Here is a 13609-nt window from a genome sequence, read left to right as displayed (position 1 = left end):
AACAATGTAGTGAAGTATCTGGTGCCATCAGGGTGGGCGAATGAAAACAAAACTGCATTGGCACAAGCCGAACGTTATTGTAATTGCGACATTACTTGCCGGGTTGCTGCTGACAGTTGGCGGAACATGGAAGTTAAGTGATAGCAACCGGAACCATATTGTATCGGCCGTTGCCGAGACGTCACAATTGCTGACGGGCAGTATTATAGAGCGTATTACGCTTTACCAATACGGGTTGCGCGGTGCCCGTGGAACGATTCTGACGGCAGGTGAAAACGGGATCACACGCCAGAAATTTGCAGCTTACAGCAAAACACGTGACGTGGACGATGAATTTCCTGGCGCGCGTGGATTTGGCTTTATCAGGCGGGTCCTTCCCGAAGATGAGGCTGTTTTTGTTGAACAGGCACGAAAGGATGGCGCGCCGGGATTTGCCGTTCGCCAATTAAATCCACATACCGAAGAACGTTATATTATTCAATATATTGAACCGGTTGAGCGCAATGCAGAGGCGGTTGGGCTTGATATTGGTTCGGAGACAAACCGGCGAACGGCTGCTTATGAAGCAATGGTAACGGGGCGCGTTCAGTTAACCGGGCCAATTACACTGGTGCAGGCAACCGGGAACCCGCAGCAATCATTTTTGATATTGATGCCCATTTATCGGCCCGGCATGCCGGTGTTAACCCCGGAACAAAGAATTGCCGCCACTTTTGGCTGGAGTTATGCCCCTTTGCTGATGGAAGAGGTTCTTGCCGATCTTCATCTTAATGACGATTTATTTAGCGTTACCCTTTCAGACGTTACCGACCCGGAAAATCCGGCACGTTTTTTTGCCAATATGGATGAAGCCAGCACATATGAACGTGAATATGCGACCATTGGCAATATCAGTATTTTTGGCAGAAACTGGTTGGTCAATCTGGCACCCCGGGCAAAATTTATTGATAATTTAAACCGGTTTCCGCCCCAGATTGTTCTGATTAGCGGGACGGTTGGCAGTATTGCGTTGGCCTTTCTTGTGGCTGTTGTTTCGATGAGCCAGCGCAACAGGCGCGAAATTGCCAAGCAGCGATCTGAACTGGCATCTATTGTTGAAAGTTCGTTTGATGCTGTTATTGGCCAGGACCTTAATGGTGTGATTACCAGTTGGAACCCGGGTGCAACCAGATTGTTTGGCTATAGCCAGGAAGATGCCATTGGCAGGATTTTTGCCGATTTTCTGGTGCCGGATTTTTTGCGAAACGAAGAAATAACGATCAAAGAACGCCTGGAACAAGGTGATGACGTTGAGAATTTTGAAACGCAACGTTTGCACCGGGACGGGCGGATGATTGAGGTGTTCGTCACCATTTCGCCCATTCTTTCGCCAACTGGAAAGGTCATCGGTTCATCTAAAACCATGCGCGACTTTACGATCCAGAAGGAGGCCCGGAAACGCATTAGCGAGATGAACCTTCATCTGGAAAAAGAGATCGCCTTGCGGACAACCGAATTAACAAATGTGAACTCGCTTCTTCTGAGTCTTTTGCACGCGGCGACTGAAATTTCGATCATTGCGACGGACAAAAATGGCATCATCAGGGTCTTCAATTCGGGGGCGGAAAACCTTTTGCGGTGTCGTGAAAATGATGTTGTCGGGTCTGTTTCGTTACAGGCATTTTTTAAAGATGCGGAATTGGAAAAATATGCCAAGGAAATGCCCGATATTGCATGTGCCGGGGTGCAGACGGGGGATGTTTTGTTCTTTGAGCCGCGCAACGGGGCGACAACGATCAGGGACTGGACCCAGGTTCGCGCGGATGGAAGTGAATTTACGGCATCGACGGTTATTTCAGAAATTCGCGATGATAACGGCGTGCGTAGGGGATTTTTGTGTGTATCAACAGATGTTACCGAACAACGAAATTTCGGGCGGCAGCTTGAGGCGGTCCGGGACCAGTTGCAAATGGCCGCAGATGTGGCCGAAATGGGCGTATGGTCGTGGGAGATTGGCGATAATTCGCTCATATGGAACGATCAGATGTATTCGATTTACGGCTATCCGGTTTCCTTAAAGGAAGCGGGCATTGGCTATGAGCACTGGCGTTCCAAAGTGCATCCTGATGAAGTGGGGGAACTGACAGACAGGTTGCAGGCTGTGATCGGGGGGACAGATGATTTCGATGTTGTTTTTCGCATTATTCCCTCACCGGGCGATACACGGTTCATTCAGGCGGGTGCCAATGTTGAACGCGACGTGAATGGAAATGCAATACGGATAACGGGCTTTAACCGCGATATTACCGACCAGAAACACCGGGAAGACCTGTTGCATCAGGCCCAGGAAAATGCAGACAAGGCCAGTGTTGCCAAGTCTAATTTCCTTGCCAATATGAGCCACGAAATTCGCACGCCCATGAATGCCATTCTGGGGATGTTACAGCTTACCCAGCAAACCGAGCTTAGCGACCGGCAGCGCGACTTTCTGGGCAAGGCGCACGGTGCGGCGAAGGCTTTGCTGGGTTTGTTGAATGATATTCTTGATTATTCAAAAATCGAGGCTGACAAGCTGGAAATTGATATTCACGAGTTTGACCTTATCGAGCTTTTTCATGATCTTGGCGCCATATTATACGGGTCCAATCAAAGTAAGGATGTCGATATTGTTTTTGACATTGATCCGGGTATTTCACCGCTTTTGAAAGGCGATAGTCTAAGGCTTCGTCAAATCCTGATTAACCTTGCAGGAAATGTGCTAAAATTTACGAAACACGGATTTGTGCGGGTTTCCGTTTCCCAGCTCGGTCCCAAAGACAGCGAAAGTTGTATGCTGGGTTTTTGTGTCGAGGACACTGGAATTGGCATTTCACGGGATCAGCTGGCACGGTTGTTTACCGGTTTTACGCAGGCAGAAACATCCACATCGCGGGAATTTGGCGGAACGGGGTTGGGGCTGGTGATTTGTGATCGCCTGGTATCGTTGCTGGGTGGTCAAATTACTGTTGAAAGTGTTTTGGGGCAGGGCAGCAAATTTGTTTTCGAACTGAAGTTTGATGTGCCATCTGACGGGGGTGTGGATGTTGCAACGGTGCTGGCACCACGGCCAGATGTATCGGTTATGCTGTTTGCATCACAGGCACATAGCAGTGCTGTTTACGCCGATTTAATCCGTAAAATGGGCTACGAGGTTTTTGTCATTTCATCTGTTGCCGAGTTTGAGAACGAGATGACAAAACCTGTTGAAATGGGGGCTGTGCGCACGGTTGTTATCGATGAATTCCGCCTGCCTGATGGTGATGTTTTAAAGCTGCAAATGGCTATAGACCAGGGCGCAGAGCATGGTTTGGGCGTTATTTCGCTGGTGCGCGATGATAGCAAATTTGATCTGCAAAAATTTTCGGGGCTGTATAAATACCTGCATAAACCCTTCTCATATAAGCAGTTAGGGCAGGTGTTGGCTGAATATGCCGGCACAGATAGTGATGAAACTTCGTCAGCGCTGGCAGTGCCCGAGCCGATGAAGCGATTGCAGGGGATGAAATTGCTTGTGGTTGAAGACAACGAAATTAACCGTTTTGTCGCAAGTGAGCTTTTGGGAAGTGAAGGGGCGCTGGTGGATTTGGCCAATAGCGGGGCGGAAGGTGTTCAAAAAGCATTGGATATAGATAAGACCTATGACGTTGTGATTATGGATGTGCAGATGCCGGTTATGGATGGGCTTGAAGCCACGCGGATTATTCGTAAATTTAAAAAACAGGCTGACTTGCCCATCATTGCCATGACAGGAAATGCATCCCTTTCAGATCGGGCCGATTGCCTTGGGGCAGGTATGAACGACCATATCAGCAAGCCAATTGACCTTGAGCATGTTGTGCGGATATTGACCGGATTTTACAAAGAGGGCGGAAACCAGCCAATCTAGGCGGACAAGATACTGCCCGGGATTTTCAAATGGCTGCATTTACGATTTTGATTGGCATTTCAGGAAAGAATCGTCGCGATTTGAATTGATATCCGGCGAGTTTCCAGACGGTAATGGTGCAAACGGGTATGTCTGGGGACATGCCCGTTTGTTTTAAATTCAATCACATAAGAGCAAAGAATGAAGGTACTGTATTTTACGCTTGATTTGGAAATAAATGTTTCCTAAATACGGTGCATGACAAATAAAACCTCATCGCTTACAGCGGGTCAGCGCGGTCGCCCGCGTGAATTTGACATTGACGCTGCCCTTGACGGGGCCATTGCCGTTTTCACTCAAAAGGGGTTTCACGGGGTATCGGTTAGTGACCTGGCCGCCGCGATGAAGGTTTCGGCAGGCAGCCTGTACAAGGCCTTTCCCGACAAGCAGGCCATTTTTATGGCGGCATTGAACCGGTATATTGCATTACGCCAGCAAGAAATGGCGCAAAAAACAACCGGGTTTGCAACCGGTTATGACGAAATTGCCGCGATATTACAGGTTTATGCCGAATTGGCATCGGGCAAGGTTGGGCAGCTTGGCTGTTTGGTGGTGGCAAGTAATGTTGAACTTGCAAGCAATGATGAAAACATCGCCAGACGTATTGAAGGCCAGCTTTCCAGTTACGAAAAGCGATTTGCTGACCTGATTATAAAAGGCCAGAACGACGGGTCTGTTCGTAAGGATATTGCCCCGGCGAGTACTGCAACCATGTTGCTGTGCCTGATCCAGGGAATGCGGGTTGTTGGCAAGGGCGGCTATTCATTGGCGGCCATGCAACAGATGATTTCGCAAGCATTAAAAATGCTGGTGTGATTTTTTTTGGTTATTTTGGAAATGTTTATTTCCAAAATAACCTTTGTAACAGGAAATGAAAATGACAAAACAGAATGAAGTTTTTAAGAGCAATGCAATGACGAAAGCCTGGGGTAGTGACGAAACTGGTTTTGATGCACCGCGTTTTTGGCAGGTCTTTGACCGGCATACGGCCCTGATAAAGGATGTGTCCCTGCATTATGTTGATGGCGGGATGGGGGCGCCGGTTTTGTTAATTCCAGGTTGGCCGCAAAGCTGGTTTGCATGGCGATTTGTGATGCAAACACTGGTTGCGCAGGGACGCAGGGTAATTGCGATTGACCCGCGTGGCATGGGGGATTCAGACCATCCCGTTGCCGGATATGACATGGCGACAATTGCCAGTGAAATTTATGCATTTTTGCACCAAACAGAAGTTTTGGCAGAAGGGCCGATTGATGTTGTTGGCCATGATATTGGCACCTGGATTGGCTATGCCCTGGCGGCAGATTACCCTGATGTCGTGCGTAGCCTGGCGGTTTTTGACGGGGCCTTGCCGGGAATAACACCTCCGCCGCCAGCAGGCATTCCTGACGAGGATGTAAACGTTAAAACCTGGCATTTTGCCTTTAACCGGTTGGATGATTTGCCGGAAATTTTAATTACCGGGCGTGAACGGGCATTTTTGACCTGGCTTTTTTCGGCCAAATCGGTGCAAAGCCATGTTTTTGATGGTCCGACAATGGATGAATATGTGCGGGTAAACACCCGGCCAGGGGCCTTGCGCGCCGCATTGGCATATTACAAAACGGCATTTTCACACGCAGGGCTGGCGCAATCGCGTAAGCGTGCGCAAGACCCGCTGACAATGCCGGTATTGGCTTATGGTGCACAATATGGTGTGGGTGCGGTTTTGTTTAATACCCTAAATCAAATTGCAATCGATTGTCGGGGCGGCGTTTTTGCCGGGGTTGGACATTATATGCCCGAAGAATGCCCGGCTGAACTGGTGGCGCATCTCGACGAATTCTGGCGCATTTGCGGCGGGTAAAATTCGTTTCCTGCCGTGCGTTTACACCATTCTTGATGGAAAAATCCCATGTATCTGTTTTATGCCGCATTGGCATTTTCAGCCGGTGTCATGTTGCCTGTGCAGGCGGCGATGAATGCGCGGTTGGCTAAATTAATGGGGTCGTCGCTGTGGGCGGCCTCGTTTTCCGGTTTTGTGTTGACTTTAATTTTAGCGCTTGCCGGGTTTATGTCGCTGGGCAGTTTGCCGCGTATGACAGGGGCAGGGCATGTTCCGTGGTGGGCCTGGGCCGGTGGATTATGTGGTTGTGTTGTTTTATCGGCGACCACCATTGTGGCACCCCGCCTGGGCACAGCAAGCATGATTGCCCTGATCATGTCGGGGCAGGTATTATGCGCCCTTGTGATCGATAGTTTTGGAATGCTGGGTATGAATGCACAGCCGTTTGAATGGCAACGCGGCCTTGCTGCCGGGTTGTTGTTGATGGCAACATTTTTGCTGCGTTAGATGTGTGGCCCGGCATTTGATGGAAGGTGATTGTGGTTTCGCTATTTTGCCATTGTCATTGTCCAGGCAGGGCTGCGCAGGATTTTGCCTTATTTGACAGCTGTTTGTTTGGTATTATTGACACCGGATAAGGATAAAGGCAGCGCCATGTTGAAGATGGCCGGGCAAAACCCGATATAAACCATCAAGGTTCTGTTCAGGTTCCTGGCGCAGGGGCGGCAAATGCAGTTTTGGCACATGTTACATAACAGCCTGATCCGCGCGGTCGCCGTGGTGCTGTTTGTTGTGGTTGTTGGCCTGCCCGTGGCCGGTTACGCCGACCCGCCGGTGATAATGCCTGTGCGGTCCATTGACCTGTCCGGTGTGCAAAAATGTTATGATGACCCGCAATCGAGCGATTTTTGCGACCGTTGCAACGGGCCAAATTACAACAACACTTCGCTGACCAATTATGTTTTGTTGCGCGAAACCCTGAAAGCAGGCGGGATGGATGTGAATGTGGTCGGAATTGATTCGCCAAACTCCGCCCGCAGCCGCCTGATGGTAGCAGATGGCGTTGCAACAGTTAAAGCCGACTGGGATTTTAACATAGCTGGCAATGACAGTGTGTTGAAAAGTGATGCTTTTATTGAGGCTGGCGAACTGTTTAAAGGCATATATGGCCTGCCGGATAATTCAAATTTGCAAAAGGCTCGCGACCTTGACGATATTCGCAGGTTAACTGCGGTAAGTAACCCGCATTGGCGGCTGGACTGGATGGTTTTGACGGAAATGAACCTTGCCAGTTTGTACCCGGTGAGCACAACCGGACAGATGTATCATTTGATTGCACAGGGCCGGGCTGATTTTACGTTGCTGGAATTTTCACCACGTTCCGACATGATGCGCGAATTTGAAGGCGGCAGGTTGCTGCCGGTGCCGGGCTTGAAAGTGGCGATGCCAAATGCGCAACATTTTATGGTATCGCGCCAGTCGCCCCGGGCCGAAGAAATTATTCAGACCCTTAATTCGGGGTTGATGAAAATTCGCGAAAACGGGCTGCTTTCCCGGTGCCTTCATCAGGGGGGGCTGGTTAATGCCAGCACACGTGACTGGAAAATATTAAATGCTGATAAGGGGATTGTCGCAAAAAACCGGTTTTATTAATCGTCTTATATCGCCGGGTTATTTCTGTCGATTATTTGCGGGCGGGTGGCTCGGCTATGATCAATGCATCTTGAAATAATTCAGAATGTATCATTGATCCCGACATCGATGATCTGTTTGATTGTTCGCAACTGAATTGCGTGGTTTGTTAACGCTTGGTCGTTATTGTTCGCGCATGAATATAAATGTGCGTTCTGATCGAATGGTTGAAAATTCATTGTCTGACCTGGGCGAGATGTTTTATTCGGCACTTGATTTGTTCGAGGCCGGTCATTTTGCGGAGGCCGAAGATGCCTGCCGCATGCTGACGCTTGCTTACCCGCAAGCGGTTGAACCCATGCATCTTGCGGGTTTGGTTGCATTAAAGCAGGGCCGGTTTGACATTGCTGCCGAACGCATGGGCCGCGCGGCAATTGCCGATGCCAGCAATGCCGAAATTCAGCATGACCATGCCCGTGCGCTTAAAGCGGCAGGTAAAAATCGCGATGCTGTCGGTGCGTTTAAACGGGCGATTCGCTTATGCCCCGATTCTCCGGCGTTGTATTGCAACCTTGCCAATACCTATCGTGATCTTGGCGATTTGGATCAAGCCCGCGAAAATTACCAGATTGCCCTGAACCAGGCGCCCGACAGCGCCGATATTAATGCAAATTATGCTGCCAGTCTGCGCGACAGCGGCGATCTGGAAGGGGCCGAAGCTGCCTGCCGACATGCGTTGTCGATCCGCGAGGATATGGTGATGGCACTGGTGCTGTTAGGGCAAATTCTGCTTGATCAGGGGCGGACCGTTTCTGCCAGTGATCCGTTGATGCGGGCCTTGCGGCTATCGCCCGGACACAAGACCGCCCTTACGGCATATGGCGAGGCGCTGTTTCGTCTGGGTCAGTTTGTCGGGGCGTTACATTGTTTGCGTCAGGTGCTGGCATTGGACCCCGATGCTGAAGGCGCACGCCGCACATTGGCTTTGCTTAATTTGCGGACAGGCCAGGGCAGCGAGGCCATTGCCTCGCTTGAGCCACTGGTGCGTCGTTATCCCGATGATCCCGAATTGTTGCTGATGATGGGCGAGGGGTTAAGTCTTTCGGGCCGCCATAATGAAGCAGTTGAACGGTTTGGCGCGGCGATTGGGGCTGGCGGCGGTGATGATGCCGTGTTTCGCCTGGCTGTTGAACTTTCCGAACAGACGGACGCCGCGATGGCGCACGAGGTTTTACAAAAAACCATTGACCGTAAAATTCGCAATGGCGATGACGCGACCCTGTTTCGCACCGCCAGGCGGTTGCTGTTTTCGCCGGTGCCAGTTGATATCAATGCGCAAAATGACGAGGTCGTTCGCGATATTGTTGAAGATGCCATTTTATCGGACGAAGAAAATGGTACTCAGACTGCACCCGGCCGTATCGACCCCATGACACTGACCCGGTTTCCGCCGGTTTGGCGGGCGGCATTGCGCCCGCACGGGGATGAGCAATTAATGGCTGTGGGCCGTTATTGGGAACAACTGGCGGCAGATGCCGATATTCCTGTGGTGCGAGACGCGGTTTCCACGCAGGGGCGCAAGGTGCGGCTGGGTATTGTTTCAGCCAATATGTGCAATAACGGTATTGGTCGCTGGATTGCGGGGTTTGTCAGCGCGCTGGACCGTGACCGGTTTGACATTACCGTGGTGCGCCCGCCGCTGGGCGAGGATGACATTACATCGCGCATTGATGTTAATGCCGATCTGGTGGTGCGCCTGCCGCTGGACCCGAAACATTCCGCCGGGGTAATTGCCGGGCTGGAATTTGATGTGCTGCATTATGTTGATGCGCAAGCCGACGCCTATACCATGTTGCTGGCAAGCTGGCGTTTGGCACCGATACAGGTGGCGGGCGGTGGTATTGCCGCAACGACCGGTTTATCGAATATGGATTTTCATTTTGTCGCCGATGACTGGGAAGCCGCTGGTGGCGAAGGGCGCTATACCGAAAAGCTGGTGCGTTTGCCGGGCCTGTTTGTGAACGGGGAATGTCCGTCTGTACCCGAACAGTCAATGCGGGATTTACAGCGCCAGTGGCGGATAGATGAAGATCGCAACAGTTATTTGTGCCCGCAGCCACTTGATGTGTTAAGTGCCGATTTTGACCCGCTGATTGCCGAGATCTTGCGTCTTGATGAAACCGCCGAATTGTTGCTGATTGCGCCGGAACGTGACACATGGGACGCCGCATGGGGGCGGCGGTTTGCCGTTAATCATGGTGATGTTGCCGGACGGATGCGGTTTGTGAATGTGCGAAACCGTGCCGAAATGCTGTCATTGCTTGGCGCGGTTGATGTGGTGCTGGAAAGTCCGGCCTGGAACGATGCCATGCTGGGGTTTGATTGCCTTGGCCTGGGTGTGCCGTTGGTAACCTTGCCAGGCAAAGAAGCCAGAACACGCCGCAGCCACACTTGTTACCGGCAAATTTCGGTGTTTGATTGTGTTGCCTATAATTCGGCGGATTATGTTGAAACAGCTTTGACACTGGCGACCGATAAACGCCGCCGGTCGGTTATTGCGCAAGCCATTCGTACCCGGTCGCATGTTTTGTTTGGGCAAAAGGAATCTTTTGTCGCCTATATGGATTTTCTTGAACAGCAAACGGCCTGAACAATTTGTCAGGCCGTTTTGAAAGTCGGGTTCGATATTGATAGCGGGCAAAATTGGTCGTTCAGCCCTAGCTTAGCGCATCAATATCCGCATCGGACAGCGCTGCCGGTACGATGGTCAGGGGTAAACGAAGCTGGCCGACAACATCGCTTTTGGTCAGGGCCGTAATCAGGGGGCCCGGGCCTTCATTATTGGCGCTGGCAGCCAGAACCAGAATTGAAATCTGTTCTTCTTCCAGCACACTCAGAAGTTCATCCTTGATGCGGCCTTCGCGAATGAACAACAATGGCATGAAGCCGGTCTGTTCATGCACATAACCTGCCAGATCATTGATCCGGTTTTCGGCGTTTTCGCGGGCTTCTTCCTGCATCAAATCACCAACGGCCATCCAGTGCTGAAATTCTGCCGGTTCGATAACGCTAAGCAAAGCCACCCGTCCGCCGGTATGTTGTGCGCGGCGACAGGCATATCGCAATGCCTTGGTCATTTCATCGCTGTCATCGACAACTACCAAAAATGTTCGGTTGTTCGAACTTAGTAATTCTCGATCATCTTGGTTGGAGTTCATCGGTTCCTGCCCTGTGATGATTTTACAGTGGGGTTCGGTGTCGCCTCAACACAGACTGCGGTGGCACCATGTTTTTTGAAATTGTGCCGCATCAAAGGGCGATTATCCAAGCTATTTTTAGCCGGTTTGCTGCATGGCTGCATGCAATAAATTTGCGGCACGCCAGCTTGACAGCATTAATCCGCAGCATGTCGTAGGGAAAACCGGGCCAGTTTTACAGTGGCATTGCATAGGAAAATAAGGGGCGGGGAGGGTTAATTTTTGCGAAACAGAACACTTGCAACCCAACCGGCGATCCCTGCAATGATGACGGCGATAATGCCGTAAAGCGCAGAATAGCGATGGGCAAAGTCATAAACATCGGCACTGACGCCGGTTTTGGAAACGACAAGCGGTGTACTTTTGATGCTGGCAATGCGCCCGTCACGGATCAAATAAACATCAATCACGTAGGTACCGGTTGGGGTGTTGGCCGGAAAATGAACATCGGTACGAAAAAGCTGATTGGATAGAAAACTAATTTTTGCGGGCTTGTCGTTAAACAGGCCGACATATTCCATATTGCGCAGCAAGGCATCGCGATACAGGCTGTCATCTGTATCGTCGCCGTTCATCGTGGTGACAAATCGCTGGTTTTGTAGCCCGATATGATAGGACGCAAACAGCCGGTCATTGGCGATCAGCTCGATCGGGCGGCTGGCCGCTGTGGCGTAATATGTAGGGACATTACGAACATAAGCACTTTTGGTGTTGATCCAGATGCCTGCCTTGCGTTCCTTGCGGCGAACAATCATGTCGCGTTCGGGGCCGCGAACGGTAATTACAACATCGCCCTTGTTTTCAATCGCCCCAAAAAGCAAAACATCGGTGCCGGTAAAACCCGTGCTGATCGCCACCAGGTGGTTTGACAGATCAACGACCAAAGGGTCGGCTTTGGCAGGTTTTATTGTCACCAGTGCTGTGCAAAGCAGGGCGGTGAACAGGGCAAAAGACAGGTAAATATGGCTCGATTTTTGGCGCTGTACAGGATTGTGTCGAGCGGCCTGCGCGCGACAAACAATTGCGACAAGCGAAGCCATAGCCGATGCCACCATCACAAATTCCCCGGCGCAACAGAGAACAGATCGTTCGGGGTGATGACGAGGTCGAGTGCCAGCTTGATACACACGGCCAGAACAAGGGCGGCCAAACCGGCACGAAGATATTCAGCCTTGATTTTGGCACCAAACCGCGCCCCGAACTGCGCACCAACAACCGCGCCCGACACCAGCAACAATGCCAGGGCCACATCCACGGTGTGGGTCTGGATCGATTGCAGGATGGTAACGTTGGCTGAAACGAAAATGATTTGAAACAGGGAAGTGCCGATAACCACGCTGGTTGGCATACCCAGAATGTAAATCATGGCCGGAACCATGACAAAACCGCCGCCAACCCCCATTAAGGCCGTCAGCAAACCAACCAGAAACCCGACCAGAAGGGGTAAAAGCGCGCTGACATAAAGGCCGGAACGATAAAACCGGACCTTAAGCGGCAGACGATGCAAAAAACCGTGTTGATGTTTTTTGCTGCGCCGGACGGTGCCGATTTTGCGGCGGGTGCGGAAAATGGCGCGCGATGCCTCGATCATCATCATGCCGCCAATGGTGCCCAGAAACACCACATAGCATAGCGAAATAACCAGATCGATTTGCCCCAGCGACCGTAGCCAGGCAAAAATCCCCACCCCGGACGATGACCCGGCAAGACCACCGACCAGCAATACCAAACCCATTTTGACATCAACATTGCCACGCCGCCAATGGACGATGACACCCGACAATGAAGACGCAACAATTTGATTGGCGGCAGTCGCAACTGAAACCGCAGGAGGAATGCCAAAAAAGATCAAAAGCGGTGTGATCAGAAATCCACCACCAACGCCGAACAATCCGGACACAAATCCGACGCCGCCGCCAAGACCTAAAATAAGCAGTACATTTACCGACATCTCGGCGATAGGCAGATAGATTTGCATTGCGGCAGCACAGGCGTGAGCGTTTGATTGATTATTTAAGGCCAGTCTAACATATTGTGCAAATGCAACAATCGCCAAATCATCGCAGGGACCAATTGAACGGCCGGATGATGAAAAATATGAAGGAAAAGCCATGACTGTTTCGCCACAGGACCCTTTTAGCCTGGTTTTGGACGCACGCGGCCTGATGTGTCCGATGCCGGTTTTGAAAACCAAAAAGGCATTACGTGATGTTCCGATAGGCGGCGTTATAAAAGTAATGGCAACCGACCCGGGTTCGGTTGCAGATATGAAGTCTTTTTGCGAGATGACGGGCAATGTATTGCTGGCGTCATTACAGGAAGACAATGTGTTTGTTTACCATATTGAACACCGCGCCAGTTAACGGAGCCTGATATCTATGAAAGCAGAACAGATTGTTTGGTGGCACGGTCGTTTTGACGACCTGGAACTGCGTCAGTTGCATGATTTGCTGATGCTGCGCCAACAAATTTTTATTATCGAGCAAAACTGCATTTTTCCCGAAATTGATGGCCTTGATCCGCTGTCATTTCATGTTTTGGGCCAGATTGATGAAAAGGTGGTGGCTGCAACGCGAATTGTGCCCGCCGGTATTGACCCGCATCACAGTGCGCAGGGAAGCGACCCGGCAATTGGGCGGGTGGTTGCGGCATCGGCCTTGCGCGGTCAGGGTGTTGGTCGCGCTATTATGATGCAGTCGATCCAGGCGTGTGAAAAACATTTTTCGGGGTTGGGGGTGTTCCTGAATGGCCAGCAACATCTGGAACGATTTTATCAGGGCCTGGGCTTTGTCACAGAAGGTGATCCGTTTGACGAAGACGGTATCCCCCATATTTCCATGCGGCGCCCGGCCATTTAAGGCCCATATTGGCTGGCAGAAAATAGTGAACGGGCGCGGGTTTTGCCCGATGCACACGCGAATGCAGAAAGATCAAAGCGCCCGGAATTTTAAC

The 13609-nt window shown here is 51.0% G+C and carries 11 protein-coding genes; 8 read left to right on the top strand and 3 right to left on the bottom strand.

Annotated features, from left to right (window positions below; translation table 11 throughout):
- The first annotated feature begins 40 nt into the window (after window positions 1-40).
- From THS27_RS21080 to THS27_RS21055, 6 genes are all read left to right on the top strand, one after another.
- On the top strand, window positions 41-3904 hold the full coding sequence (locus tag THS27_RS21080; RefSeq protein ID WP_085594180.1) for a CHASE domain-containing protein: 3864 nt from the start codon (window positions 41-43) through the stop codon (window positions 3902-3904).
- Window positions 3905-4141: 237 nt separating this feature from the next.
- On the top strand, window positions 4142-4759 hold the full coding sequence (locus tag THS27_RS21075; protein WP_085594178.1) for a TetR/AcrR family transcriptional regulator: 618 nt from the start codon (window positions 4142-4144) through the stop codon (window positions 4757-4759).
- Between the two features lie 61 nt (window positions 4760-4820).
- Window positions 4821-5789: an alpha/beta fold hydrolase gene (locus THS27_RS21070; RefSeq protein WP_210402966.1), complete on the top strand. Its 969-nt coding sequence runs from the start codon at window positions 4821-4823 to the stop codon at window positions 5787-5789.
- A gap of 48 nt (window positions 5790-5837) precedes the next feature.
- Window positions 5838-6275 (top strand): DMT family transporter, encoded by a 438-nt coding sequence (locus THS27_RS21065; RefSeq protein ID WP_085594176.1) that lies wholly within the window; start codon window positions 5838-5840, stop codon window positions 6273-6275.
- 222 nt (window positions 6276-6497) lie between these two features.
- Window positions 6498-7421 (top strand): hypothetical protein, encoded by a 924-nt coding sequence (locus THS27_RS21060; RefSeq protein ID WP_085594174.1) that lies wholly within the window; start codon window positions 6498-6500, stop codon window positions 7419-7421.
- 121 nt (window positions 7422-7542) lie between these two features.
- A complete protein-coding gene (locus THS27_RS21055) occupies window positions 7543-10050 on the top strand; it encodes a tetratricopeptide repeat protein (protein WP_246833055.1) in 2508 nt (835 codons plus the stop codon).
- Between the two features lie 67 nt (window positions 10051-10117).
- Here the strand turns inward: THS27_RS21055 and THS27_RS21050 are convergent, their stop codons facing one another.
- From THS27_RS21050 to THS27_RS21040, 3 genes are all read right to left on the bottom strand, one after another.
- Window positions 10118-10618, bottom strand: a complete 501-nt coding sequence (locus THS27_RS21050; RefSeq protein ID WP_085594172.1) for a universal stress protein — start codon at window positions 10616-10618, stop codon at window positions 10118-10120.
- Window positions 10619-10872: 254 nt separating this feature from the next.
- Complete coding sequence (locus tag THS27_RS21045; RefSeq protein ID WP_085594201.1) at window positions 10873-11697, bottom strand: TIGR02186 family protein; 825 nt, start codon at window positions 11695-11697, stop codon at window positions 10873-10875.
- A gap of 14 nt (window positions 11698-11711) precedes the next feature.
- Window positions 11712-12635, bottom strand: a complete 924-nt coding sequence (locus tag THS27_RS21040; protein ID WP_085594199.1) for a sulfite exporter TauE/SafE family protein — start codon at window positions 12633-12635, stop codon at window positions 11712-11714.
- 133 nt (window positions 12636-12768) lie between these two features.
- Between THS27_RS21040 and THS27_RS21035 the strand changes: the two genes are divergently transcribed.
- Window positions 12769-13020 carry a sulfurtransferase TusA family protein gene (locus tag THS27_RS21035; protein WP_085594170.1) on the top strand — a complete coding sequence of 84 codons (252 nt, stop codon included), beginning with the start codon at window positions 12769-12771 and terminating at the stop codon, window positions 13018-13020.
- 15 nt (window positions 13021-13035) lie between these two features.
- Window positions 13036-13515 (top strand): GNAT family N-acetyltransferase, encoded by a 480-nt coding sequence (locus THS27_RS21030; protein ID WP_085594168.1) that lies wholly within the window; start codon window positions 13036-13038, stop codon window positions 13513-13515.
- The last annotated feature ends 94 nt before the right edge of the window (window positions 13516-13609 follow it).

It is taken from the genome of Thalassospira sp. MCCC 1A01428 (assembly GCF_002115825.1).
In the GTDB taxonomy this organism is placed as follows: Bacteria; Pseudomonadota; Alphaproteobacteria; order Rhodospirillales; family Thalassospiraceae; genus Thalassospira.
Note: the sequence above shows the minus strand (reverse complement) of the source record. Positions and strands in the feature narration are given on the sequence as shown.

What these genes read in the sequence shown, in the direction of transcription:
- THS27_RS21080 (WP_085594180.1), top strand. Translation starts at nt 41, where the DNA reads ATGAAAACAAAACTGCATTGGCACAAGCCGAACGTTATTGTAATTGCG.
- THS27_RS21075 (WP_085594178.1), top strand. Translation starts at nt 4,142, where the DNA reads ATGACAAATAAAACCTCATCGCTTACAGCGGGTCAGCGCGGTCGCCCG.
- THS27_RS21070 (WP_210402966.1), top strand. Translation starts at nt 4,821, where the DNA reads ATGACAAAACAGAATGAAGTTTTTAAGAGCAATGCAATGACGAAAGCC.
- THS27_RS21065 (WP_085594176.1), top strand. Translation starts at nt 5,838, where the DNA reads ATGTATCTGTTTTATGCCGCATTGGCATTTTCAGCCGGTGTCATGTTG.
- THS27_RS21060 (WP_085594174.1), top strand. Translation starts at nt 6,498, where the DNA reads ATGCAGTTTTGGCACATGTTACATAACAGCCTGATCCGCGCGGTCGCC.
- THS27_RS21050 (WP_085594172.1), bottom strand. Translation starts at nt 10,618, where the DNA reads ATGAACTCCAACCAAGATGATCGAGAATTACTAAGTTCGAACAACCGA.
- THS27_RS21045 (WP_085594201.1), bottom strand. Translation starts at nt 11,697, where the DNA reads ATGGCTTCGCTTGTCGCAATTGTTTGTCGCGCGCAGGCCGCTCGACAC.
- THS27_RS21040 (WP_085594199.1), bottom strand. Translation starts at nt 12,635, where the DNA reads ATGCAAATCTATCTGCCTATCGCCGAGATGTCGGTAAATGTACTGCTT.
- THS27_RS21035 (WP_085594170.1), top strand. Translation starts at nt 12,769, where the DNA reads ATGACTGTTTCGCCACAGGACCCTTTTAGCCTGGTTTTGGACGCACGC.
- THS27_RS21030 (WP_085594168.1), top strand. Translation starts at nt 13,036, where the DNA reads ATGAAAGCAGAACAGATTGTTTGGTGGCACGGTCGTTTTGACGACCTG.